The sequence below is a fragment of the Lactiplantibacillus daowaiensis genome (genome assembly GCF_005405085.1).
Lineage (GTDB): Bacteria > Bacillota > Bacilli > Lactobacillales > Lactobacillaceae > Lactiplantibacillus > Lactiplantibacillus daowaiensis.
Genome location: NZ_BJDJ01000001.1, coordinates 39,123 through 62,539 on the forward strand (window position 1 = coordinate 39,123; position 23,417 = coordinate 62,539).

A 23,417-nucleotide genomic window follows, 5' to 3' on the forward strand; every position below is an offset into this window, starting at 1 on the left:
CTGATTTTGTTTTACGCAATCACTGAGCCATTAACTAAGTTTTCTGGTACGGTGATCAATTGGATTTCGCCATCATGTTCTGCAGATAATAACATGCCTTGACTCATTTCACCACGCATCTTGCGGGCTTTTAAGTTGGCGACGATAACGACTTTCTTACCAATCAAAACATCTGGTTCTGGGTACCACTTGGCAATCCCAGATAAGATCTGCCGGTGATCAGAATCCCCTGCATCTAAGCGGAATTGTAATAACTTATCGGCACCCTTAACCTTTTGAACGGCGATCACTTCAGCAACCTTTAATTCAACCTTGTCGAAATCATCAATCTTGATTTCATCCTTGGTCAAATTCAACTTTGTATCAGCTGGGTTCCATTCGCCTTCAACTTGGGCCGCATGTTTGGCAGCTTCCATGGCCGCACGTCCTTTCTTTTTGTCGGACTGGGTCATTTGCCCTTTCAAGAAGTCGATTTCAGCATCCATATCAACCCGTGGGAAGATTGGCGTCCCTTTAGCGACAACTTTAGCGCCAGCTGGTAAGTCAGCAAACTTCAAATCAACTAATGTTAACGCCGTGGCGTCTAAGCCGAGTTGTTCGAAGATTTCTTTTGGTGCATGCGTCATCACGGGACTGATCAAACTAGCAATCACCCGTAAGCTAGCTGCTAAGTGCGCCATCACACTAGCCAACTTATCGGCATCAGCTGAATCGTCGCTCTTGGCTAATTGCCATGGGGCGGTTTCATCGATGTACTTGTTCGTCCGGCTGACCAATTTCCAAACTTCAGCTAATGCGTCGGATAAGTGCAATTGATCCATAAAGCCATCATAGTTCTTGATAGTTTCAGCTGCGACAGCTTCTAAGTCACCATCAAATTCAGTCACGCCAGCTTTGAAGGCTGGAATTTGACCGTCTTCATATTTGTTGATCATCGCAACGGTCCGGTTCAATAAGTTCCCTAAATCGTTAGCTAAGTCATAGTTAACCCGTGCGACGAAGTCTTCAGGGGTAAATAGCCCATCGTTACCATAAGGCATCGCCCGAACTAAGTAGTAGCGTAAAGCATCTAAGCCATAACGTTCAACTAAGGTTTCTGGATAAATGACGTTACCTTTAGATTTCGACATCTTACCATCTTTCATCAACAACCAGCCATGACCAAAGACCGTCTTTGGTAATGGTAAGTCGAGGGCATGTAAGATGATTGGCCAGTAAATCGTGTGGAAACGCACGATTTCTTTACCGACCATTTGGACGTTAGCTGGCCAGAACTTGTTGAACAAGGTCTCGTCGTCCCCAGCATAACCTAAAGCCGTAATATAGTTGATCAACGCATCCAACCACACGTAAACCACGTGTTTTGGATTGTTCTTGACGGGAACACCCCAAGTAAAGCTGGTCCGTGAAACCGCTAAGTCTTCCAAACCTGGCTTGATGAAGTTGTTGATCATTTCATTCATCCGGTTAGCGGGTTGAATGAAATCTGGATGGGCGTGGTAGTAATCTAACAACCAGTCCGCGTACTTGCTCATCTTAAAGAAGTACGATTGTTCCTTAACAAGTTCAACTTCATGACCACTAGGGGCTTTCCCACCGATGACTTTACCGTTATCATCACGATAAACTTCAGCTAGTTGGGTTTCGGTGAAGTATTCTTCATCGTCCACTGAATACCAGCCTTCGTAATCACCTAGGTAAATGTCCCCCTTCTTCAATAAGCGGTCGAAGATTTCTTGAACGGCACGTTCATGATAATCATCGGTTGTCCGGATAAACTTATCATTAGAGATTTCAAGCAATTGCCAAAGTTCCTTGATTTGTTTGGCCATTCCGTCAACGTAAGTCTTCGGATCAGTCTCAAGTTTTTCAGCTTTTTCTTCGATTTTCAACCCGTGTTCATCAGTCCCCGTTAAGAAGAAGACATCGTAGCCCTTAGCCCGCTTGTAACGCGCTAACGTATCACACGCAATGGTGGTGTAAGAGTTCCCGATGTGTAACTTACCCGAGGGGTAATAAATCGGCGTGGTAATATAAAATATTGGTTTCTTGGTTTCTGCCATGACTGTAATTCCCTTCAAACATTATAAATTAGCTTATTCTATCATTTTAGTTAGATTCTTTCTCATTGTATCATACTTCTAACCATGATTTCAGCGCGGTTAGTCTAAGGTTAACGGGGAATTAGTCAATTGGTCAAACAAAATGGCCAAGCATGCACTTTCAGTACCACTCAACAGCTCAATAACAGCAACTGCCAAACACAGCCAACCCCGTTTTGAAGGCATTAAAAAAGCGACTAGTTATGACTGACATTCCTAATCGCTTTTAACTGAATTGTGCTATTTTTCAATTGACTAACTTAGTTTTTTAACCTGTATTGAACTATTATGACTTGTGATTTTCGTGCCTAAAACAAGTCCAACTGTTGCGGTCCCAGGTCACCAAACGAAATGCCTAATAATTGCTTTAACGCTAGCGCATTATCAGCGGCGTCACCGCCAGAATTGTTATTGAAGATCACACAAACTTCGTCAGTCTGCGCTTGTAATTGTTCAACAACCGTTTTAAATTCAGCTAGTTCCGTCTCATTGTACCGGTATAGTGTTCGTTGCCCACGCCAACCTTTGCCTTTCGCCGACCAGCCCTTTTGGTTGCGTCCATGCAACCGTAATAATGCCAGCTTCGGACTCGTGACGACTGGTTCAAAGGACACGCCATCGTTCATCGCATGCGGTTCATCCACGACCACGTGAATCATGCCGAGATCTTTTAAAAAGTCAAAAACCGCATCTTTTACGCCTGGCTCATACCAACTTTGATTGCGGAATTCGACCGCAATCGGCACCCCCGGTAGCCACTGGACGATTCGTTGTAAATAATGGAAGTTACGCGTCGACCGCTCAAAAAACGGTGGAAACTGGAACAAGACCGCCTTTAGTTGGCCATGTTGTGTCAACGGTTTGAGCATCGCCCGGTACTCACGATAAGCCGCTTTTAACGCATCCATCGAAATCCCATCTTCATACGTATCATGTAAGGTCATCGTCTGGTTGGCTTTCAAAATAAATTGAAATTTATCCGGCACGGCCTTTTGCCACTTCGCAACCGTACTCACTTTAGGAATCCCGTAAAACGGCGTATCCACTTCAACAACTGGCAAGACGCCTGAATATTCAGTTAAAGTCAACTTGTCCGTTCCACCGAGTAAACTCGGGTGTTCTGTCCAAGTTGTTAATCCAATGGTGATCATACCTGCGCCAACTCCTCAAAAAATGCCACCGCATTTTGTTGTACCATGTCAAAATCAAATGGTAACTGTAATGCCTCTTCGTTAATCGCCATTACTTTAGCCGCCGAGTTCCGATAATCGATCAACCCCGCAAAGGGATAAACGCGAAATGAGGTCCCACAAATAACCACTAAATCGGCATGCCGTAGTAACGCTAACGACCGATCAACGTTTTGCTGATTAATGCCTTCATCATATAAGACAACGTTAGGCCGTAAATAACCATGGTCGGTATCATGATATGGCGACGATAAATAAGCTTGCCATGGCACGACTTTACCACATTCAGTACAGTAGATTTGGTACAAATTACCATGAAATTCAACCAAGTTTTGCGTCGCCGCGTCATTATATAAGTTATCAATATTTTGCGTGATGACCCCGGCTTTGCCTTGTTGTGTCAATTGCGCCATCACCTTGTGAATCACATTGGGCTTCGCATCCGGATAATACAAATTTTCTTTTAAATAATGGTAAAAGCCCATTGGGTCAGCCTTTAAATAGGCATGACTCAAATAATATTCCGCATTATGATGACCGGTGTACAGCCCGTTTTTTGAGCGATAGTCAGGAATACCTGATGGCGTCGAAACACCAGCACCGGTCATGAAAACGATATGCTTGGCGTTTAAGATGGTTTGTTGGGCATTGGTTAACATTTTTTAGGGACCTCCTTTGGTTATTTTTGGGTCGAAACGTGTTCGGCAAGCCTGGGGGTTCCGCTTGCTACGCTAAGTCAACCAGTCGAAAAGTTCACCGACTAATTGTCTTAGCTAGGCAATGCTCACCCCCAACCCGGCTTACCTCACACTCTAACGAATCGTAAACGGCATATTCAGCTTCGCGAACAAGTCCTTCACATTCATCGCATACAATTCCTTGAAGAATTCATCGCTATCTTTTTCAGCTGGTGCGGGTAAAACGAATGCATTTTGGCGGTCGTTCTTGTTTAGCCCAATAAATGCCCGCGTTTGTTGCGCGGTTTCGACCATTTCTGAGTGGTAAATGTCAAATAATTGCCGCACTTCTAGCCGTTGTTGGCGGTCGCTTAACACACTTTGCATCGTGACAAATTCACTGCCGTGTAATAATGGCAAATCCCAGGCCAACATTTGGTCATCAAAAGCCTTGAATAACTTAACGACTGTCCGCCGCATGGCAAATGGGCTTTCAACTGGCTTGGTGGCAATCACTTGATAGAGCTGCTTAGCGGCCGCCCAAGCCTTTGGAAAGTCAGCGTCAACTTTAGCAGCCCGTTCCTTAGTTAAGTCACCACCAAAGAAGACCAACAAATCAGTTAACGTCAATAAACGTAAGGTCATCATCGCGTCATCTTGGTTAGGGTCTTCAGAATCAATCGTGGCGTAGACCCCTTTGACGTATAAGTCTTCAATATCAGCATCAATCAAGTCATGGTCACGTTGGTTCTTGACAATTAAGACATGCGCGACCATATCGTAAAGTTCAGTCGCAATCGCCATTAATTGTTCATCTAACTTAGCGTTGTTCGTCGTTAAGTTAAACGTGATCTGAGGAAAACCTTGGAGCAATAACAATAAGTGCATTACTTCATGTGACGCCGTATAACTTGGCGCTGTAATATCAGTGACGTGAACTTCAATATCGCCATTTTGCATCAATTGTTCTGCTTGATCATGGCGGACATAGCCTGATTTTTGATCACCAAGCGTGACCGTCACATTACCAGGAAAGATGGAATTTGTCGCTGATAATAAGTCCGTTACTTGTTGCTTTAATTTAAGTTCAGTCATAATTAATTTTCATCCTTTGTTTGCCGTAAAGCGGCAATGAGTTGTTGGGTTGTGGTTAAATCTTGATGTGGCGCTTGTTCTAATTGTTGTAGAATCGTCGGCAATTCAGCGGGAGTCGCCCCCGCAGCCATGGCTAGTGACTTCAATTGCAAATGCATATGGCCTTGTTGAATCCCAGTCGTGACCAAAGCGCGCAAAGCGGCCAAGTTTTGCGCTAGGCCGGTCGCGGCAATGATCCGTGCTAACGTTGGCGCAGTTGGTTGACCGAGTAACTTATGATTAAGTTGGGCCACGTCATTGATCTTAATGGAGCCACCCACAACGCCCACTGGTAGTGGCAACGTCAATTGCCCCGTCAAAGTCTTGCCATCGGTCGTCCAAGTACTTAATCCGCGATACTGCCCATCTCGAGCCGCATAAGCATGCGCGCCACTTTCAAGGGCACGCCAATCATTGCCCGTCGCAATTGCGACGGCATCGATACCATTCATGATACCTTTATTATGCGTTGCCGCACGATAAGGATCTAATTGGGCAACTGTGCTAGCAGCCGCCATTTTTTGGGCGACCAAGGCCCCTGAATAACGCCCCGCTTGCAACAAAGCGACTGGCAATTCACAAGTCGCGGTCGCTAAACTGGCGGTCGCATAATTGGATAAAATGCTCATCAACGCATTGGTTTTGGTCAAAACACCAATCGACTTAGCAACGGCTTCTAACATGGTATTCAACATGTTGGCACCCATCGCAGCTTGCACATCGACAAATAGATCTACCGATAAGTACCCTTGGCCAAGTTGCCGGACCCGTAATTGCTTGGCGCCGCCACCACGGCGTTTCAAACTAGGGTGAGCGTCATCGGCAACGACTAACAAGTCCGCGGCATGCTGTTCAATCAGGGCCGCTGTTTTTGCTGGCTCAGTCAGTTGTTCTAAGACGATTTGCCCAATCATTTCACGCCGGGTCACCGTGGTATGAAAGCCACCCGCCCGTTTGACGATTTTGGCCCCATTACTGGCCGCCGCAATGACCGATGGTTCTTCAGTCACCATCGGAATGATCCGGGGCTGATCATCAATCACAAAGTTCACAGCTAACCCCATCGGCAATGGATAATCGGTTAAATAATTCTCAATAATCTCACTATGTTGCGGTAAATAATAGGTTTTAAAACGGGCAGTTTCAGCAGGCGTTAGCGCCGAATAATCCGCAACGATCGCCGTGCGTTCCGCCCAACTTTTTTGATAAAAATGGCGAAAATCAGCCGTCATATAATCAGTCCTATCTATAATGTTCAGTTTACTGATTTAAGTGTTCGGAAATAATCCCCTCGCGAACCCCACTCTCAGAAAAGATCACCCGGTCACTATCAAGCATTTGTAGTAAGGTCACTAGTGGCAACATCCCGCCCACGATAATATCGGCCCGGTCATATTCCATCCCCGAAATATCTTGGCGACCTTGACGCGAACGCGTTAACAAGTCTAAAAAGGTATGATAGACCGTTTCCGTCTTCAAGCGGTACCCGTGAATATCTTCCACTTTAAGCTTTTGTTGCCGCCGACGATTGACCCGTGCCAGCGTTCGGTTAGCCCCACCGAGTAAAATAATGGGATAATGAGCAGCTTCTGACAACCACCAAACATCCGCTAAGCGATTACGTAAAAACATTTGGGCGCGAAACAAATTGGCTGACGGGACGACATCATCCAGCTCAAATTGTTCTGACAAGGTAACAGCACCAAATGGCACGCTAATCAGATGCTGCGAACGCCCACCTTTGACCAAGATGAGTTCGCAACTGGCACCACCAGTATCTAAAATCAAGCAATCATTAATGACCAATGAATTGGCCACGCCTAAATAATCGTAATACGCTTCATCATCACCCGACAATACTTTTAAATCTAAGCCGACCTGGTCTTTGACCGTGGCCAAAAATTCAGCTTGGTTTTTAGCCATGCGAACTGCCGCAGTCGTGATCCCAATCACATCCGTATTCGGCATGCGTTGATAAATCTTTTTAAAGGCCAATAAGGCTTTGATCGTGCGATCGATAGCCTTGGGTTGTAAGACATGGGCGGTGCCCATCCCTTCTGACAGCCGGGTATCTTCTTTGATGCGTTTAATTTCTTCGGCGGTACCATTCGCATGTAAGCGATTGACCGCCATTCGGGCCGAATTCGATCCGAGGTCCACAATTGCTAAGTTTTTCATCGTCGTCCGCTCGCTTTTCATTTAGGGTAGTTTGGTTTTATTTTACCATTATTTACTAAGCGTGGGCACTAACGACCGCCGACACAAAAAAGCCCGGTGCCATTGCCCCGGACTTTATTTACTTAACGGCGATGCCGCTAAAATTTTGCGAACATCATCAGTTGATTTTGCATCCATCATCGTATTCCGCAACGCCGTAGCCCCAAGTTCAGGCCGGGCATAGATCTTAAAGAAGCGTTTTAGTGATGGGAAACGTGGCACATCATAGCGTTGGGCAAAGTCATCAAACAAATCCAATTGAACCTGCAACAACCCTAGTAATTCCGCCAATGAATGTGGCTGTGGTTGCGCTTCAAACGCAAACGGACTGGCAAAAACGCCCCGCCCAATCATGATGCCATCTAATCCGGGATGTGCTTTGGCTAACGCTAAACCAGCTTGATAATTTTCGATGTCACCATTAATTTGTAATAACGTTTCTGGCGCTAGTTCATCGCGCATTTTGATCAAGTCATCGATAACTTCAAAGTGCGCTGGGACTTTACTCATCTCTTGTTTCGTTCGCAAGTGAACCGTTAACACGGCCACATGCTGCCGCAATAAAGTCGGGATCCAGTCACGAAATTCGGCTAACTTGCTGTAACCTAGTCGCGTCTTAGCGCTAACTGGTAATCCCGCCGTCTTGGTAGCGGCAATCACTGCGGCGGCCCACGCTGGGTTGCGAATTAAATCACTGCCACCATGATTTTTAATGACCGTCCCATCTGGACAGCCCATGTTAACGTCAATGGCTTGATAACCTTGGGCCTTGACTGCTTGCGCCGCACTAGCGAAATCGGCCGCCGTATTCCCCCATAACTGGACAACTGGCATTTGCGGTTCAGCTGGCGCCACATAGAGTCGCCCATGAACTGGAAATTTCGTCTTCGGATCGGTGATACTTTTGGCATACACAAACTCCGTAAAGAAGGCATCCGGTGCCGCGGCTTGCGTGATGACTTGGCGAAAGACCGTGTTACTAACAGCTTCCATCGGGGCCATCGTAAAAAACGGCCGCTGTTCAGCTTGCGCCTTCGCCGCAATTTGTTGCCAATAGGTTAATTCAGACACAGTTATAATTCCTCTATTCTGTATAATCGTGCTTTAAGTTTAGCATTAAACTGAAGTGTGCCCAAACAAAAAGTGTGACCCACTGCACGGTCACACTTAGTTCTGTTATAACGCTGCCAAAGCACTGGCAATCGGTTGGTCACCTTGCTTCATCATAATGACCTTTTCTTGCGCATGAGCTGTTGTTAGCACACCCGCTAAAACACTCACAACATCGGCAATCGAGTTCTCACCTAGAGTCGTCTCATCAAAACTCACTTTACCCGTGGCAGGCGTCTCGGTCAAAACTCCCGGCTGCACAATCGTGTATGTCAAAGTGGTACGGTGCATCAACCACTCATCGGCATAACGTTTGGCAATATTGTAGTCCGTAAGTGTCTTCAAATACCCGTCATGCCACCGTTCTGGTTGCAACGCATAGGCTGAACTCAGTTGAATAAACCGGGTGACACCACTTTGTTCGGCAGCCTGCATCACTTTAATGGCCCCGTTTAGATCTGTCTGTAACAAATCACGCCCACGTGAGCCCGCGACAAAGTAAACCGCATCAACACCGGTCATCACCGGTCGCATCTCTGAAACCGCAGCATGCAAGTCTAATTGAGCGGTCTGGGGTAAATCAGGTTGATGCTGACCATACGTCCCAATCACTTGATGCCCTTGTGCACTTAACTTTTGTGCTAATTGAAAGCCGACCCGGCCACTAGCACCGACAACTAAAATTTTCATTATTTTCCCTCCTAATCCTTGAGTGTTAACATCGCTAACGTCGCTACTCGACTCGTCCGAAAATCATTGATAGCCGCATCTGACGCATACCCTAATCCAATGCCCATTAATAGCTGTTGGGTACTATCAAGTCCTAACAACCGCCGCAGTTCATCGGGATACTTCACCAATTCATACGCTGGCATCGACTGCACGCCATGATCAGCCGCACTGAGCATCAGTGTCTGGGCAAAGGCGCCTGTATCAAAAATTTCCCAACTATTTAGTGGCGCTGGTACCGTCAAATAAACTACTGCAGGACTATTGAACAAACTTAACTGCGTAGCGCCGTATTCGCGGGTACCCACATTTTTTTGCATCAAATACTGGCTTAAATCATTGCTCCAATCAGCCATGTTACGACGTGGACTTGCGGCCCAATTCGTCCGATGGGCCACTTCGATATCGGCACTACTGGCAACCCCTTGTTGGGTTCGTTGGCTAAACGTCGCACGAATCTTTTTAAGGGTCGCGCCAGTCGCAATTACAACTTGCCAGGGTTGTGCATTCGCCCAAGATGGTGTCTGCTGGGCCGCCGCGACGATGGCCGTTAACGTTTCGATTGCGACTGGCTGTGAACTGAAATCACGAATTGAATGGCGTGCTTGTAATGCTTGTGTAAATTCCATTTTATTACCCTCCGTTAGGTGTCATTTGGTACACTTGTCTTAGCAATCATTTAACTTCGAGACCTAGTATAACTGGGTAATGCTTTAAATAAAACGTGGTTTCAGCCCACACTTTAGTCACTTAAAGTGTGCACTTTGCCCACCAAGGAGGCTCTATCATGACCGACACCGCTTTATTACTTGCAGCAATCAAATGTACGGCGCTGGACCCGTTGACGACGTTAATTGCCACTTACTTAGACCAGCCCGTTTATATTATTGATGCGACCGGCACGATAATTAGTTCAAGCACCACGGAACGACCACCGATCACGGCTGCCTGGTTGCAAGCTGATACGACCCAAGGGGCCTTTCAAGCGGGTACGAGTGACTATTTACGGCGCCCCATCAACACCTTTGCCATGAAGACTTGGTATTTATTCGTGGCCCAATCCAAAGGGTACCCGGTCACGGCTAGTCAGTTGGATTTAGCCATCCAAATTATCAATCATTTTAATGACCGCTATGCCGCTAATCCGAATCAAAGTGAATTAAACAGTTTATTCGCGCAATTATTGGCCGACCCACAAAGAACAGACATTACGGCATTTCGGCCGTTACACAATCAATCGTTAGTTGCCATCACCGCCACTGCGATGGTGGCGCGCCCAAATCAAACGGCTTTCAAACACGCCTTGCAACAAGCATTGCCAACTATGCCATTAACCGAAGATGCGCAACAAAATCTCGTATTAGTTGTACCAGCGACTACCGCACAATTCGAAACTGATGCCTTGGTTGCTTTAGCTGAACAATATCATTATTGCTTCTTTATTTCTGAGCCTTACACTGATCTGACAAAAACACGCGACTTTCTAAGTATTTGTCGGCAAGCGTTTAAAGCAGCTCAAAAACTCGACCAATTGCAACCAGTGAATTTAACGCAAGCCTACAATATTTACGTCATCTTAGACCATATGCAAGATTTAACCTTGCTGCGTCATACCATGTGCACGCAGTTATTAACCCTACAACACTATGATCAGCAACATCACACGGCACTTTTTGATACGTTGTATGTTTACTTAGAAAATGACTGCCGCTTGAGCCTAACTGCCGATCAGTTGCACTTACACCGCAATAGTTTGACCAAGCGGCTGCAACGGATCGATGACTTGATTCACATTGACTGGGAACAACCACACAAAACGTTTGGCTTACGTTTGAGCTACCGAATTTTTAATTATTTGGCCAATTAAACAACACAACAAAGAACCCGACACTATTTTGATGAGTGCCGGGTTCTTTGTTGTGTTTGCATAATCGCTATTATTTAGCTGTAAGTCAGTAGTAATGGCAGCCGCCAAAGTTAGCTTTGGTAAACGCTAGTCGCACCTAAACTTATTTAGCGAAGTAGTTGATCCCAATGGCAGCTTGCATTTCGCGCCACGTTTGGTCAGCGACAACGTTAGCTTTCGCTGTCCCGGCTTCCAAGATTTGTAGCACTTGGGCTGGGTCAGCTTCATAGATAGCTCGCCGTTCACGGATTGGCCGTAAAACACCATCTAAAACGTCGATCAAATAACGTTTGATCTTCACATCACCTAAACCACCATGTTGATATTGCGCTTTTAAGTCTGCAATCTTGGCCTTGTCTTCACCAAAGATATCTAAGTAGGTGAACACAACGTTGCCTTCAACCTTACCAGGATCTTCAACATGAATATGGTCAGGATCAGTGTACATTGACATGACTTTCTTTTGGACGGTATCCGCATCGTCGGCCAAGTAAATCGCATTGCCTAAAGATTTACTCATCTTCGCATTGCCATCTAACCCCGGAATCCGGCCCAACCCTTTTGGTGGGAAGTAGCCTTCTGGTTCAACTAAGACGTCTTGTTGATACGTCTTGTTGAAGCTCCGAACGATTTCACGCGTTTGTTCCAACATTGGTTCTTGGTCATCACCAACGGGCACCGTGGTGGCCTTAAATGCCGTGATATCAGCGGCTTGGCTCACGGGATAAACAAAGAAGCCAGCAGGAACACTCTCACCAAACGCTTTTTGTTTGATTTCAGTTTTAACGGTTGGGTTCCGGTTCAACCGTGAAACGGTCACCAAGTTCAAAAATTGATTCATCATGTCAGTTAACGCTGGAATTTGTGATTGAACTAAAATCGTCGACTTTTCAGGGTCGATGCCAACTGCCAAGTAATCCATGGCCACTTGTAATAAACTCTTACGAATTTTCTCTGGATCATGGGCATTATCAGTTAACGCTTGGTTATCCGCAATCATAATGTATGAGTCGTAGTCACCGGTATTTTGTAACGCAACCCGGTTACGCAATGAACCGACATAATGGCCGATGTGTAATTGACCGGTTGGGCGGTCACCCGTTAAAAGTACTTTCTTCGTCATATGAAACATCCTTTCTTCGTACAGCAATCAGATCAGATGAGGCGATAAAAAAAGCGCCCCATCGACTAGTCAATAGTCAATTAGGACGCATTACCGTGGTACCACCTAAATTGCAGAAACTGTTTCTGCCACTCATTCTACCGATAAGGGTGGGTTCCCGGTTCGCACCGAATCTCCAAAAAGCCAATTCATTTGCCCATCCGTGCTTACAGCCATGACACGGTCTCTGGTTGGCGGGCGCCTTACTTTCTTTTCTTCAACGATTAATTAATCCTAGTGTAAGCGTTACGCGCAGTGGTGTCAAAAGTTAATTTAGCAATGACTTTTGATAAATTGGTCATTGGCAGTTTATCCGTGCCACTGAAAGCCACCTTAGATGCTTAACTCGTTCTATTTAATATAACTCAGTCCGCCGATCTGCAAATACCGGCATACTGCCCCGAACCTTGACCACTTGTTGCAGGTCTAAAGTGGCGGTCACGACGGCTGGTTGGTCAGTCGTTTCAGCTACCACTTGACCAAGTGGATCTAACACCAACGACTGTCCACCAAAGTCATTGTCCGGATCCGCGCCGACTCGATTAACGGCGACGACATAAGCTTGGTTTTCGATGGCCCGTGCTTGTAACAAAATCCGCCATTGGGGCAACCGTACCGTTGGCCATTCTGCGGCGACAAAAATGACTTGCGGGCCTTGCGCGGCTTGTTTACGTAACCATTCCGGAAAACGGATATCATAACAAATTACACCCATTGCCGACACACCATCTAGTTGGAAGACATTTTCAGTCTGACCGGCCGTGATATATTGGTCTTCACGCATCAACCCAAAGCGGTGCACCTTATCGTATTGACGCAACAACTGGCCTTGACGGTCAAAAATCAACATTTCATTATAGTAGCGTTGCTCGCGAGCCACCGCGACCGAACCCCCTACCAAGTTCACATGATACTGTTGTGCCAAGTCACTTAAGAAGCGCTTGGTGCGCGCACCATCAGTATCCGCTAACTGGGCTAAATCAGTTAACGCATAGCCGGTGTTCCACATTTCTGGTAATACCACGACTTCAGCACCTTGGGCTGCGGCTTGTTGAACCGCCGCTGCGACCCGTCGATAATTTTCATCGGGATCGCCAAACTTAATATCGATCTGTGCTAACGCAACTTGCATCTTGCCACCAACTTTTCTATTAGAATTATTAAAATTATCTTAGAATAAAGTGGCAGTAGTTGCAAGTCATGCTTTTCATTAAATCGCAACCGCTTTGATTGACACGCCACCAAAATCCGCCTAGAATTGTTCAAGCAATTTATAGGAATTTAAAGACTGGAGGCCGTTCGTTTGCCAACACCAAATCAAGCACAACAACAAGAACAACAACGCGTCGACACTGTTATTAAACAAGTTAAGGCCCGCGCAAAACAAACAGATCAGTTACTCGATAAAGCACATCGCGAAACCGATGTGATCCAAAAGAACTATGGCGATAACAACTCCGTCAACACTTTTGAAGTCGATGACCGCATCGAAACTAACGCCGAACTACAACAACAAAAACAAATGGTTGAACGGGCCGTAGAATCTGAATCCATCTTGACCCGCCAAGTTGGGGTCTTAAAAGATCTCAGTAACTCCCCCTACTTTGGCCGGATCGATATTCAAGATAGCCCGGACGAAGATGCCGAACAGCTCTACATCGGGACGGCATCTTTTGTCGATGAACACCAAAACTTCTTAGTCTACGACTGGCGGGCCCCAATCTCATCGGTCTACTACAATGGGACGCTGGGAGAAGTCCAATACCAAACCCCAGCTGGTCAGCAGACAACAGAACTAACTAAAAAACGGCAATTCCAAATCGACCATGGGCAAATCAAAAACATGTTCGACACGAATGAGACCGTCGGCGATGAAATTTTACAAGCCGTACTCGGCGAACAAAACGATGCCTACATGCAAAACATCGTCGCCACAATTCAAAAAGAACAAAATGACATTATTCGCGATACTTACAGTGATTTGCTTGTCGTTCAGGGGGTGGCCGGTTCGGGCAAGACTTCCGCTATCTTACAGCGGATCGCTTTTCTGCTTTACCATTCACGGGCATCCTTAGAAGCTGATCAAATGGTCCTCTTCTCACCAAACCGATTATTTAGTCACTATATTTCAGACGTGCTCCCTAGTTTGGGTGAACGGAACATGCGCCAAGTGACTTTAGCGGAATTTTTAAGTGCCCGCTTCCAAGGGTTGAGCGTCCAAAGCTTATTTGACCGTTATGAAGTCGATCAACAAGCTGATGCCACAAATGCCGCAGTTCGTGACTTCCAAGAAAGTGCGGCTTTCATGACTCAAGTTGACCGTTATTGTCACCAGTTGCCAGCTAATGCCTTGCGCTTTACAGATATTGTCTTTAATGGCGACGTCTTCTTCACTCGCGCTGAAATCACGGCAATTGCCGCTAGTTTGCCGGCGGCGATGCAACCGGCTGACCGATTCTTAGCCATCAAGAACACGTTGATCAAACGCTTAAAACGGCGCATCGACCAAGAAGCCCAAGCGGATTGGGTCAATGAACAGATCGACCAAATGTCTGATGAAACGTATCATGACTTACTCGGTGACAAACGCCGCGGTGACTTCCAATCATTAGATGATGAAGTGTTCTATATTGGCAAGCAAATCGTGACCAAGCGCCTCCGCCAAGTTTATGATGCCATCTATAATGGTTACTTCTTAGACACGTATGAACAATATAATGACTTTTTAGGCCAAATCGACCGGCCTGAAACGATTGCACCAGCGACTTGGCGGCAACGTTGCCAACAATTCCAAGCCGGCATCGAATATCACCGGATTGCCTTGATCGACTGCGCGCCGCTGTTATTGCTGCGAGATATTTTAACTGGCAGTGGTGAAAATCGCCGGATGCAATATATTTTCGTCGATGAGATGCAAGACTATTCGTTAGCGCAATTGCTCTATATTAAGCATGCCTTTCCATTAGCCAAATTCACCTTGCTTGGTGATAGTGAACAAGCCTTGTTCAAAGACATCGAAGCCCCACGACAACTTTTAGAACGGCTGCGTGATGCCTTTAACGTGCGTCGCGCTAACCTAATCACATTAAGTAAAAGCTATCGTTCGACCATGCAGATCACCAACTTTGCGAAGGCTTTATTGCCAGATGGCGACCAGATTCAAGCCTTTACGCGTGAAGGTGACTTGCCAAAAGTGATGATTCGCTATGGCGAAGATAATGCTCAGCAAGGCCTATTGACTGAAGTGAACCGGCTACTAACGACAACGTCGACCGTAGCGGTTTTGACCCGGAACTTAGCTGAAAGTAAACACGTTTATCAGTTCTTAAAACACCATACCGTGACGACTTTAATGGCCGATAGTGACCGCACGATGCCTCAAGGGGTGATCGTGTTACCAATCTACTTAGCCAAAGGGTTGGAATTTGACGCCGTCATCGCTTATGATATCTCGGCGACTAACTATCCGGATGAACAGTCAGTCGGCTTGTTATATACGATTGCTTCGCGAGCGATGCACCACTTAACGTTACTCAGTATCGGTGACGTTTCGCCACTGATCGCCAAGTTAGATCCAACTTTATTTACGATTGAACATCAAGTGCGGGTTTAAAGACCTGTAAAAAGCCGCTCCCAATCAATTCTTGGGAACGGCTTTTTGCGTCGTGCGACCTCATTTATTCGATTTTCTGGCCATTAAAATCAAAAATAACACGATCATCATAAAGAAAACGAATAGTTCCGTTAATGCGATTAAAGCGAAACGAACGCCGAACGAGATATTAACCAGGCAAATCACAATTAACACAGCGCCATACTTCTGAATAAACTGCATGATTCTACTATCCGCATGGCGCTTTCTAAGATAGAAAATCCCACCAATCACCATCATGTAACTAATCACATATATTAATACTGGTAAGTTATGCATTGTAGACCTCATTTCCAAACCATCAGTAAATTCAAGCAGTGCCGTCACTGCTCACCAGCAATCCAGGCTTAGCCTAACATCTGAGTGAGGCGTTAGTCTTCACTTTCATGTAAATTTACCGTCAATTTTCAAGTAACTGTAACGGTTACGTTTAGGCCGATTATCGTAATGCTTGATTTATCAGTAATTGCTATTCACGAAATGTAACTTACCAAAAAAGTGGTGTTAATCGTCATCAACTGACAATTAACACCACTTGCTATGCGGGGCTGCAATCCCCTTGCGTCATCGTTGCTAAATTATGTGTGACGGTTGCCCGCCAGAAAGACCACCAATGCTATGTCCGCCAGCTTTAAGCTGACTTATCACTGACCACTAATTTGGGTGCCCGATGAATCGCGTCTTTTAAAACAAACGGCGCAATCATCGTGACCAAAATAATGACTAAAATAATATCGGAATAATAATCGCTCGACAACAAATGGGCTGAAAACCCGATTTGTGCTGTAATCAAGGCCATTTCACCACGAGAAATCATCCCCGCGCCCACTAAATAGTTACTATGGCCACTAAACCCATTCAAACGCGCGCCTAAGCCGCACCCAACTAACTTGGTGAACACGCCTAGGACCGTCATAACTACGATAAATGGTAATGACTGCCAGAAGCCTTCAAAAGTCATGTTTAAGCCCACGCTGACAAAAAACAAGGGGATAAACATCGTATAGCCGACGGGTTCGATACTGACATCGACCACCTTTTGATAATCTGTCTGAGCAACTGCAACGCCGGCGAAAAAGGCACCAATTGCCCCACTTAAACCAACGAGGTCAGCTAACCAGGCCATCGCTAAGCAAATAATAATGGCCATGATCGTCGGACTGGCGGCCATCAACAAGTGGTCACTTAATTGCATCAATACTGGTGCCAACCATTTAACGACCACAAAGACGCTACCGAAAAAGGCCACCTGTTCCAATAACACGATGCCCAGATTCGTTTGCGTGACACCACTCGTTTGTCCCATCATCGAAATCATGATACTGAGTAAGATCACACCAATAATGTCGTCGGCGACTGCGGCACCTAGAATCGTGGCCCCCTCTTTGGTATCTAGGGCCTTGAATTCCTTTAATACTTCCACGGAAATCGAAACGGACGTTGCCGAGAAGATCACGCCAATGAACAACGCTTCAAACCAACTGAATTGAAACAAGCGACTCGCAATGCCCATGACAACGACCGGAAAGATCACCCCAATAATCGCCACGATAATTGCGGGGCGTAAATACTTACGCAACAGCGCTAAATTACTTTCCAAGCCACCAATAAACATCAAGACGACCACGCCAATATCTGAAAACGTCTGGACGAGATGGGTCAATTGCACGACATTTAAAATGGCTGGCCCTAAGACGACCCCCACTAAAATCTCCCCGATAACTGCGGGAATCCCTAAACGGTGCGCAAAGTGGCCCGCTAAAGTCGTTGCTAAAATCAAAATACATAATGTGCCTAAAAAACTCAACCGGGGCCCTCCTTAAACAACTTGTTCTTTCCATCATACACCTTTTAAGTTTAATTGAGGTCTAAGCTTCTAGCCGCCCACCAACGCCGAATGCCATACCAGCCTAAGCCAATCGCCAAGCCAAGCATCGCGGGTACCACCCAGTCGAGCCCTAATTTAGCTAACGGCAACGTCTTACTGTCCCAAGCCAATAACGCTTGCACCCAGCTATGTTGGGTAATGATAGTTGGTGCTGAACGTAACGCATCCAAAGCGGCCGGAATTAGCGTCAAGCCTGTCGTCCACCGATAAACGGCGGCATCGCGTTGAAACAAGGGTGACGCAATCGACAAGATGATCAACGTGATTGCCAGTGGATATAAGAACATGAGCATTGGCGTTGACCAAGCAATGATCGCATCTAACCCAATATTGGCGATTAAAAATGAGGCGCCACAAGATAGCCGATTCCAGGCCCGATAACTAATTTTAGGAAACTTCGCGTGCAAGGCTTCTGAAAATGATGACGCTAAGCCTACCGCCGTCGTTAAACAAGTGAGCGTCGCCATGATGGCTAAAATAATTTCCCCCGGAACGCCTAAGAATGCTTTGGCGATTTGTGAAAACGCAATGCCACCATCGGTTGATAGCTTAAAGCGCGTCAATGACGTCGCCCCTAACCAGATCAAGCCCAGATAAATCGCCGCTTCAAGCAGAATACTCAACAAGCTTGATTTTGCAGCGGTTTTGGCAATGGCGGTGGCTTCATGCTGGCCTAAACTTTTAATCGTCGTTACAACCGCAATCCCAAAGAGTAAGGCCGCTAAGGCATCCATCGTGTTATATCCTTGCAAAAAGCCATTTAAAAAGGCCCCTTGTTGATACGCACTAGTAACGGCCGTCGTATGCGCCGCCCCTAATGGCCGCGTAAAGGCGATCCCGAAAATAATCGCTAATAAAATCAAAAATGCCGGATTGAGCAACTTACCGATCGTATCGATAATCTGCGTTGGGCGCCGCGACGCCCAATACGTTAGGCTGAAAAAGAGCAGGGAATAAATCAGCAAAGCCCACGGTGCTTGACTCGTACTGACATGACTGGCAATCCCAATTTGAAATGGGGTGGTCGCCGTCCGTGGTGTGGCAAACAACGGGCCAAGTGTGGCACACGTTAAAATCATAAAAGCCGTGGCATAGCGTTTACCGATGGGCCGGGCTAACTCATAAATCCCATTGCTGCGCGTCACGCTGATGGCGATAATCCCTAATAAAGGCAACAAGGTCCCCGTCAGTAAGAACCCCCCACCAGCGGTTAACCAGTGGGCCCCCGCCAATTGGCCTAAATGAATCGGGAAGATTAAATTGCCGGCACCAAAGAACATGCCGAACAACATTGAACCGATAATGAGATAGTGTTTGAAAGATAATTTGTTCGTTTGCATAAGCTTAACCTCCGTTTAGTCGTTAGTGACGTCCAGCATGGGGCCCACGACACTCGACTTAACCCACCATTACTTGTCTTGCTACTCATATCCTTCAACCCCTCTCTTAATCGCAAAAAAAACGCGTCCTTTGAAATAACTTCAAAGGACGCGTTTGCGCGGTACCACCTTAATTCGTGATGGACTCACGTCACATCACCTCATCGCGTACGGCTGCTCAGTCCAAGACTGCAACAACGATACGTTTGCACGATAATGGGTGCCACCAGTTAACACTCGGTCACCCTCGCATTAACCGTTCTCAGGTTACTTTCACCCCAACGACGCTACTGACGTTTCCAGAATCTGTCAGCTCTCTGTAAGTGGCGTTGCGGTTACTCTCCTGATCATCACGATTTAATCTCATTTATTTTTAACATTTGCAATCATAAACTCATTTTTGTAACTTGTCAACTGCCTCGTTAAAAATAACTTGCGCAAAGGCGGCCGCAATCCCACCATCATCGTTACTTTTAGTCACGATATCTGCATGTTCGCGTGCTAACCAACTCCCATTGGCCATTGCCACGGCAGTCCCGGCCACATCAAACATCGACAAATCATTGGCTTCATCACCAATCGCCATGACCGCTGCCGGGGCCAACGCTAAGTGTGCCATTAACGCTTTTAGGGCCTGTCCCTTACTGACAACGGGATTCAAGACTTCTAAGAAATTTGCGCCCGCCCGAATAACGGCTAGCTCATCGCTAAAGGTTTGGCGTACGATTGGTTCCAGTTCATCCAAAGCGGCCTTTTCGCCACCAAAGACACCTTTGGTAATCTGAAAGTCCGTGGGCAACTCATCTGGTTGGCGAACCAAGAGCCCGGCGTTGTTTTCCCAAGCTTGAACGACCGTAATACGATTCACATCATGGTCAGCCGTATAAATCGTACTGTGCGCATCTAACACATTGAAGCTCGCCTGATGGTGCGTGGCAAACGTTGTCAAACGCCGATATTGGGCATTATCGATTAAATATTGGGCCATCACCTGACCACTGGTCGTCGCAGTGATGGCGCCATTATAAGTAATCACATACTGGTCAGCCCCTTTGATCCCGAGTTGGGCTAAATACGGGGCAACACCAGCCAACGGTCGCCCGGAACATAATACGACCTTGACACCTTGGGCTATGGCGGCTTTAACCGCCGTGATCGTGCTGGTTAAGACTTGGTGCGTTGACGTTAATAACGTATCATCGACATCGATGGCAACTAATTGAATAGACATCCTTTTGACCACCCTCTCTAAAAACGGTTACAATTAAGTTTATCAACTAACCAGCCAATTGGTGGTCGATTATTAAAAGCAATCAGGGTCATTTTACATAACCCAACATCATGCCAATGAGGTGAAGACAGGTGCAAATCCAACATGAAGCAGTCCAAACAATGCCGCGACTGCCATTTAAATATTACGAACATGATCCACAGACAACCATCGATGTGGCGCCGCATTGGCACCAAGGTATCGAGCTTAACTACTTAGTCGCTGGCGCTACTTTAAAGTTTGTCACCGATGGGCAAACGGTGGCTTACCAGCCTGGTGACATTTGGGCCACGAACCGGCGTAGTGTCCACAGTGCCACTGGTGATCCGACCGCTGATTGGGACGAATTTGGGTTGATTATCGATGATGATTACTTACTCAGCCAATTGCCCGCTAGTGCGCATTGGCAATTGACGCTCAACCAACCAGCGACTACGACTCAACAGCCAGCCAGTTACCAACGGATTCGCCAACATCTCCAAGCCATTCATGATTTATTGCATCGCGGGGTCAGCGATAATGTCCGCCTATTAGTCCTCAGTCACTTTTTTCAGCTACTCGTCGAACTTGATCAACATTTCGCGACGACTCAGCCGCAAACAACGGTCAATCCGAATCAATCACTAACGGATCAGATTATGACAACGATCAATGATCACTATGCCGAACCAATCAGTGGTTCAACGTTGGCCGCCCAATATCATGTCTCACTCACCACTTTGAATCAGCAGTTCAATGCGAACTTACAGTTATCCGTTAACCGCTACTTACGGTTAGTCCGCCTGATGCACGCACGGCGCTTATTGTTAGCCACCGATATGAAAGTCGATTACATCGCCATGCAATGCGGCTTCACAACTGCTAAGACGCTCAACCGCAACTTTAAAGCTTGGAAAGGTTTAACGCCGACTGATTATCGCCAAGCTTATCAACGCGACCATCAAATTGATACCAGTTGCCTTTAAAAATGACCCCTCTAGTTCAAATAGACATGCTAAACTACGCTCAGTGATTAAAAACTGAGTGTTTTTTAAATTAAAGGAGTTATGACTGATGATTAAATTAATTGCAACCGATATGGACGGCACCTTCTTGCGCCACGATATGACTTATGACGAAACCCGCTTTGCGGCCTTACATGCCCAATTACAACAACAAGGTATTCGCTGGGTCGTGGCGAGTGGTAACCAGTATTATCAATTAAAGTCGTTTTTTGAAAAGTATCCCGATACGATTTACGTCGCTGAGAATGGGGCCTACATTCGGGACTTGAACCAAACTTATGCCGCCCACACCTTTAATCCCGCCGTAGTCGCCCAAATTTTGCCCAAATTGCAAGCGATTCCAGAATTACAGATCACGGTTTGTGGCCTCCGTCGGGCTTACGTCTTAACGACCGAAGACCCGGTCCACGTCGCCGATGTCAACCGCTACTACCCCGAACTCGCCGCGGTTGCAAGCTTCGATCAAATCGATGACCAAATCTTAAAATTCGCCATTACTTGTCCAGTTGATCAAACCGACGCCATCGTGGCCCAATTACGCGACGCTTTAATTGGCCTCGCCGTCCCGACAAGTAGTGGGCATGGCGATATTGATGTCATTCAACTAGGGACCCATAAAGCGGCTGGCTTACATGAATTAGGTGATATTTTAGGCATTAGTCTAACTGAAATGTGTGCCTTTGGCGATGGTGGCAACGACCTCGAAATGTTACGCGAAGTTGGTTTGGGCGTGGCGATGCAAAATGCGCAACCTGCCGTGAAGGCCGTGGCTGACGACCAAACGACCGACAATGAAAATCAAGGTGTCTTGAACTTTATGGCTGACTTTTTGGTTGATCCCCAATGAGTACCCCTAATAAACTGACGACAACGAGTATCCTCAGCCTCTCGTTTGTCAGTGGCGTCACAACGGTCATCACCGGGATCATCCCACAACTGACACAACAATTCCCGACGGCGGCACCCACGTTGATCGAATGGCTCGTCACAAGTGCAAATCTCAGCGCCTTAATCACGCTCTTGTTGAATCCTTATTTAACCAGACGCTTTGGGAGTCGCCACGTCGTCATTAGTGGCTTGTTGCTCAGTGCCGTTGCGGGTGCCTTGCCGCTACTTCTGACCAACTTAACATTAATCATGGCAAGTCGGATCATCTTAGGTCTGGGCATTGGGCTATTTTCACCCCATGCGATCGGCCTGATTGCGCATACGTATCACGGTGAGTTGCGAGCCCGGTTACTTGGTTATCAGACGGGCTTGTCGGCCTTAGGTAACGCCGTATTACTAGTATTAGCCGGTTGGTTAGTCTTGCTCAGTTGGCGGGCTGTGTTCTTGTTGTATTTGATTTTAGCGGTTTTAGCATTCTTGGCCGTTAAAGCATTGCCCGCGACTACTGAAACCACCACGACCACCCATCAACATGCCAAGTTACCGGCCTCGCGTTGGATCTTACTGGCGTTAACTTTTATGACTTATTTGCTGATTTGGGGCGTGCAATTAAAACTACCGACGCTCTTTACTGAACGCCACTTTGGCAATGCCAGTGTTTTGAATCTGACTTTAGCGGCGATGAATCTCGGTGGCTTGCTAGCTGGCTTAACCTTTGGCAAACTCCACCAGCATCTCCATCGTTATACGTTGATGCTTGGCTACGCTGGCGCGGCTTTGACGGTGTTTATCTTGTGGTGGACGACCAGTGCCCCAATTGGCATTGCGGCGGCCGTTGGCTTTAACTTTATTTACTCGTATACCGGCCCATATTTGGTTTTCACGAGCCAAGCCGACTTGACGGGCCATCAAATCGATACGATGAGTAGTCGCATCACGATTGCGACCATCATCAGTGCTTTCTTTGCCCCACTCGTTTGGAACTGGTTGGGCACGTTGGGGCCAGCCACTTTAACAACCAACGTGTTAGGCTGGATTGCCGCTAGCTTAACGTTACTGACACTTTTGACCGGGCTATGGGCCTGGCGTACTCAGAAAGGATGATTTTC

The 23,417-nt window shown here is 46.6% G+C and carries 20 protein-coding genes and 1 other annotated feature; of the genes, 5 read left to right on the forward strand and 15 right to left on the reverse strand.

From position 1 onward, the window contains the following. Positions 1-11: 11 nt before the first annotated feature. The 9 genes from metG to FFM75_RS00225 all read right to left on the reverse strand — a co-directional run bounded on the left by metG (position 12) and on the right by FFM75_RS00225 (position 9,788). Positions 12-2,063 carry a methionine--tRNA ligase gene (metG, locus tag FFM75_RS00185; protein WP_137627170.1) on the reverse strand — a complete coding sequence of 684 codons (2,052 nt, stop codon included), beginning with the start codon at positions 2,061-2,063 and terminating at the stop codon, positions 12-14. A 347-nt stretch (positions 2,064-2,410) separates the two neighbouring features. Then, entirely contained in the window at positions 2,411-3,253 is an 843-nt protein-coding gene (locus tag FFM75_RS00190) for a DUF72 domain-containing protein (RefSeq protein WP_137627171.1), read from the reverse strand. After that, positions 3,250-3,951 carry an NAD-dependent protein deacylase gene (locus tag FFM75_RS00195; protein WP_137627172.1) on the reverse strand — a complete coding sequence of 234 codons (702 nt, stop codon included), beginning with the start codon at positions 3,949-3,951 and terminating at the stop codon, positions 3,250-3,252. The genes FFM75_RS00190 and FFM75_RS00195 overlap by 4 nt, the downstream gene beginning before the upstream one ends. 153 nt (positions 3,952-4,104) lie before the next feature. Beyond that, positions 4,105-5,064 carry an IpaB/EvcA family protein gene (locus tag FFM75_RS00200; RefSeq protein ID WP_137627173.1) on the reverse strand — a complete coding sequence of 320 codons (960 nt, stop codon included), beginning with the start codon at positions 5,062-5,064 and terminating at the stop codon, positions 4,105-4,107. A 2-nt stretch (positions 5,065-5,066) separates the two neighbouring features. Further along, the gene (locus tag FFM75_RS00205) at positions 5,067-6,335 is read right to left on the reverse strand and encodes a hydroxymethylglutaryl-CoA reductase, degradative (RefSeq protein WP_137627174.1); all 1,269 of its coding nucleotides are present in this window, start codon (positions 6,333-6,335) and stop codon (positions 5,067-5,069) included. A gap of 28 nt (positions 6,336-6,363) precedes the next feature. Further along, positions 6,364-7,281: a Ppx/GppA family phosphatase gene (locus tag FFM75_RS00210; RefSeq protein WP_137627175.1), complete on the reverse strand. Its 918-nt coding sequence runs from the start codon at positions 7,279-7,281 to the stop codon at positions 6,364-6,366. 114 nt (positions 7,282-7,395) lie between these two features. Further along, on the reverse strand, positions 7,396-8,391 hold the full coding sequence (locus tag FFM75_RS00215; RefSeq protein ID WP_137627176.1) for a tRNA dihydrouridine synthase: 996 nt from the start codon (positions 8,389-8,391) through the stop codon (positions 7,396-7,398). 105 nt (positions 8,392-8,496) lie between these two features. Further along, the gene (locus FFM75_RS00220) at positions 8,497-9,120 is read right to left on the reverse strand and encodes an NAD(P)H-binding protein (protein ID WP_137627177.1); all 624 of its coding nucleotides are present in this window, start codon (positions 9,118-9,120) and stop codon (positions 8,497-8,499) included. Positions 9,121-9,131: 11 nt separating this feature from the next. After that, positions 9,132-9,788, reverse strand: a complete 657-nt coding sequence (locus FFM75_RS00225; RefSeq protein ID WP_137627178.1) for a nitroreductase — start codon at positions 9,786-9,788, stop codon at positions 9,132-9,134. Positions 9,789-9,946: 158 nt separating this feature from the next. Between FFM75_RS00225 and FFM75_RS00230 the strand changes: the two genes are divergently transcribed. Continuing rightward, positions 9,947-11,026 carry a helix-turn-helix domain-containing protein gene (locus FFM75_RS00230; protein ID WP_137627179.1) on the forward strand — a complete coding sequence of 360 codons (1,080 nt, stop codon included), beginning with the start codon at positions 9,947-9,949 and terminating at the stop codon, positions 11,024-11,026. Positions 11,027-11,168: 142 nt separating this feature from the next. On the opposite strand, the gene trpS is transcribed toward FFM75_RS00230, so the two are convergent. Continuing rightward, entirely contained in the window at positions 11,169-12,188 is a 1,020-nt protein-coding gene (trpS, locus tag FFM75_RS00235) for a tryptophan--tRNA ligase (protein ID WP_137627180.1), read from the reverse strand. Between the two features lie 394 nt (positions 12,189-12,582). Continuing rightward, complete coding sequence (locus FFM75_RS00240) at positions 12,583-13,359, reverse strand: carbon-nitrogen family hydrolase (protein WP_137627181.1); 777 nt, start codon at positions 13,357-13,359, stop codon at positions 12,583-12,585. A gap of 171 nt (positions 13,360-13,530) precedes the next feature. Here FFM75_RS00240 and helD point away from each other — a divergent pair, with 171 nt between their 5' ends. After that, the gene (helD, locus tag FFM75_RS00245; RefSeq protein ID WP_137627182.1) at positions 13,531-15,840 is read left to right on the forward strand and encodes an RNA polymerase recycling motor HelD; all 2,310 of its coding nucleotides are present in this window, start codon (positions 13,531-13,533) and stop codon (positions 15,838-15,840) included. 60 nt (positions 15,841-15,900) lie between these two features. Here the strand turns inward: helD and FFM75_RS00250 are convergent, their stop codons facing one another. The 4 genes from FFM75_RS00250 to FFM75_RS00265 form a co-directional block, all read right to left on the reverse strand. Continuing rightward, positions 15,901-16,158, reverse strand: coding sequence for a hypothetical protein (locus FFM75_RS00250; RefSeq protein ID WP_137627183.1), 258 nt, complete (start codon positions 16,156-16,158; stop codon positions 15,901-15,903). A 352-nt stretch (positions 16,159-16,510) separates the two neighbouring features. Further along, the gene (locus FFM75_RS00255; RefSeq protein ID WP_137627184.1) at positions 16,511-17,686 is read right to left on the reverse strand and encodes a cation:proton antiporter; all 1,176 of its coding nucleotides are present in this window, start codon (positions 17,684-17,686) and stop codon (positions 16,511-16,513) included. Between the two features lie 50 nt (positions 17,687-17,736). Then, the gene (gene brnQ / locus FFM75_RS00260) at positions 17,737-19,107 is read right to left on the reverse strand and encodes a branched-chain amino acid transport system II carrier protein (protein ID WP_137627185.1); all 1,371 of its coding nucleotides are present in this window, start codon (positions 19,105-19,107) and stop codon (positions 17,737-17,739) included. A gap of 141 nt (positions 19,108-19,248) precedes the next feature. Then, positions 19,249-19,506, reverse strand: a binding site (T-box leader). Between the two features lie 34 nt (positions 19,507-19,540). Next, complete coding sequence (locus FFM75_RS00265) at positions 19,541-20,377, reverse strand: Cof-type HAD-IIB family hydrolase (RefSeq protein ID WP_137627186.1); 837 nt, start codon at positions 20,375-20,377, stop codon at positions 19,541-19,543. 131 nt (positions 20,378-20,508) lie between these two features. Here FFM75_RS00265 and FFM75_RS00270 point away from each other — a divergent pair, with 131 nt between their 5' ends. The 3 genes from FFM75_RS00270 (at position 20,509) to FFM75_RS00280 (ending at position 23,412) form a co-directional block, all read left to right on the forward strand. After that, positions 20,509-21,381: an AraC family transcriptional regulator gene (locus FFM75_RS00270; protein WP_137627187.1), complete on the forward strand. Its 873-nt coding sequence runs from the start codon at positions 20,509-20,511 to the stop codon at positions 21,379-21,381. 88 nt (positions 21,382-21,469) lie between these two features. Next, a complete protein-coding gene (locus tag FFM75_RS00275; protein ID WP_137627188.1) occupies positions 21,470-22,267 on the forward strand; it encodes a Cof-type HAD-IIB family hydrolase in 798 nt (265 codons plus the stop codon). After that, positions 22,264-23,412, forward strand: a complete 1,149-nt coding sequence (locus FFM75_RS00280) for an MFS transporter (RefSeq protein ID WP_137627189.1) — start codon at positions 22,264-22,266, stop codon at positions 23,410-23,412. Before FFM75_RS00275 ends, FFM75_RS00280 begins: the two co-directional genes overlap by 4 nt. Positions 23,413-23,417 lie beyond the last annotated feature (5 nt).

What these genes read in the sequence shown, in the direction of transcription:
- metG (WP_137627170.1), bottom strand. Translation starts at nt 2,063, where the DNA reads ATGGCAGAAACCAAGAAACCAATATTTTATATTACCACGCCGATTTAT.
- FFM75_RS00190 (WP_137627171.1), bottom strand. Translation starts at nt 3,253, where the DNA reads ATGATCACCATTGGATTAACAACTTGGACAGAACACCCGAGTTTACTC.
- FFM75_RS00195 (WP_137627172.1), bottom strand. Translation starts at nt 3,951, where the DNA reads ATGTTAACCAATGCCCAACAAACCATCTTAAACGCCAAGCATATCGTT.
- FFM75_RS00200 (WP_137627173.1), bottom strand. Translation starts at nt 5,064, where the DNA reads ATGACTGAACTTAAATTAAAGCAACAAGTAACGGACTTATTATCAGCG.
- FFM75_RS00205 (WP_137627174.1), bottom strand. Translation starts at nt 6,335, where the DNA reads ATGACGGCTGATTTTCGCCATTTTTATCAAAAAAGTTGGGCGGAACGC.
- FFM75_RS00210 (WP_137627175.1), bottom strand. Translation starts at nt 7,281, where the DNA reads ATGAAAAACTTAGCAATTGTGGACCTCGGATCGAATTCGGCCCGAATG.
- FFM75_RS00220 (WP_137627177.1), bottom strand. Translation starts at nt 9,120, where the DNA reads ATGAAAATTTTAGTTGTCGGTGCTAGTGGCCGGGTCGGCTTTCAATTA.
- FFM75_RS00225 (WP_137627178.1), bottom strand. Translation starts at nt 9,788, where the DNA reads ATGGAATTTACACAAGCATTACAAGCACGCCATTCAATTCGTGATTTC.
- FFM75_RS00230 (WP_137627179.1), top strand. Translation starts at nt 9,947, where the DNA reads ATGACCGACACCGCTTTATTACTTGCAGCAATCAAATGTACGGCGCTG.
- trpS (WP_137627180.1), bottom strand. Translation starts at nt 12,188, where the DNA reads ATGACGAAGAAAGTACTTTTAACGGGTGACCGCCCAACCGGTCAATTA.
- FFM75_RS00240 (WP_137627181.1), bottom strand. Translation starts at nt 13,359, where the DNA reads ATGCAAGTTGCGTTAGCACAGATCGATATTAAGTTTGGCGATCCCGAT.
- FFM75_RS00250 (WP_137627183.1), bottom strand. Translation starts at nt 16,158, where the DNA reads ATGCATAACTTACCAGTATTAATATATGTGATTAGTTACATGATGGTG.
- brnQ (WP_137627185.1), bottom strand. Translation starts at nt 19,107, where the DNA reads ATGCAAACGAACAAATTATCTTTCAAACACTATCTCATTATCGGTTCA.
- FFM75_RS00265 (WP_137627186.1), bottom strand. Translation starts at nt 20,377, where the DNA reads ATGTCTATTCAATTAGTTGCCATCGATGTCGATGATACGTTATTAACG.
- FFM75_RS00275 (WP_137627188.1), top strand. Translation starts at nt 21,470, where the DNA reads ATGATTAAATTAATTGCAACCGATATGGACGGCACCTTCTTGCGCCAC.
- FFM75_RS00280 (WP_137627189.1), top strand. Translation starts at nt 22,264, where the DNA reads ATGAGTACCCCTAATAAACTGACGACAACGAGTATCCTCAGCCTCTCG.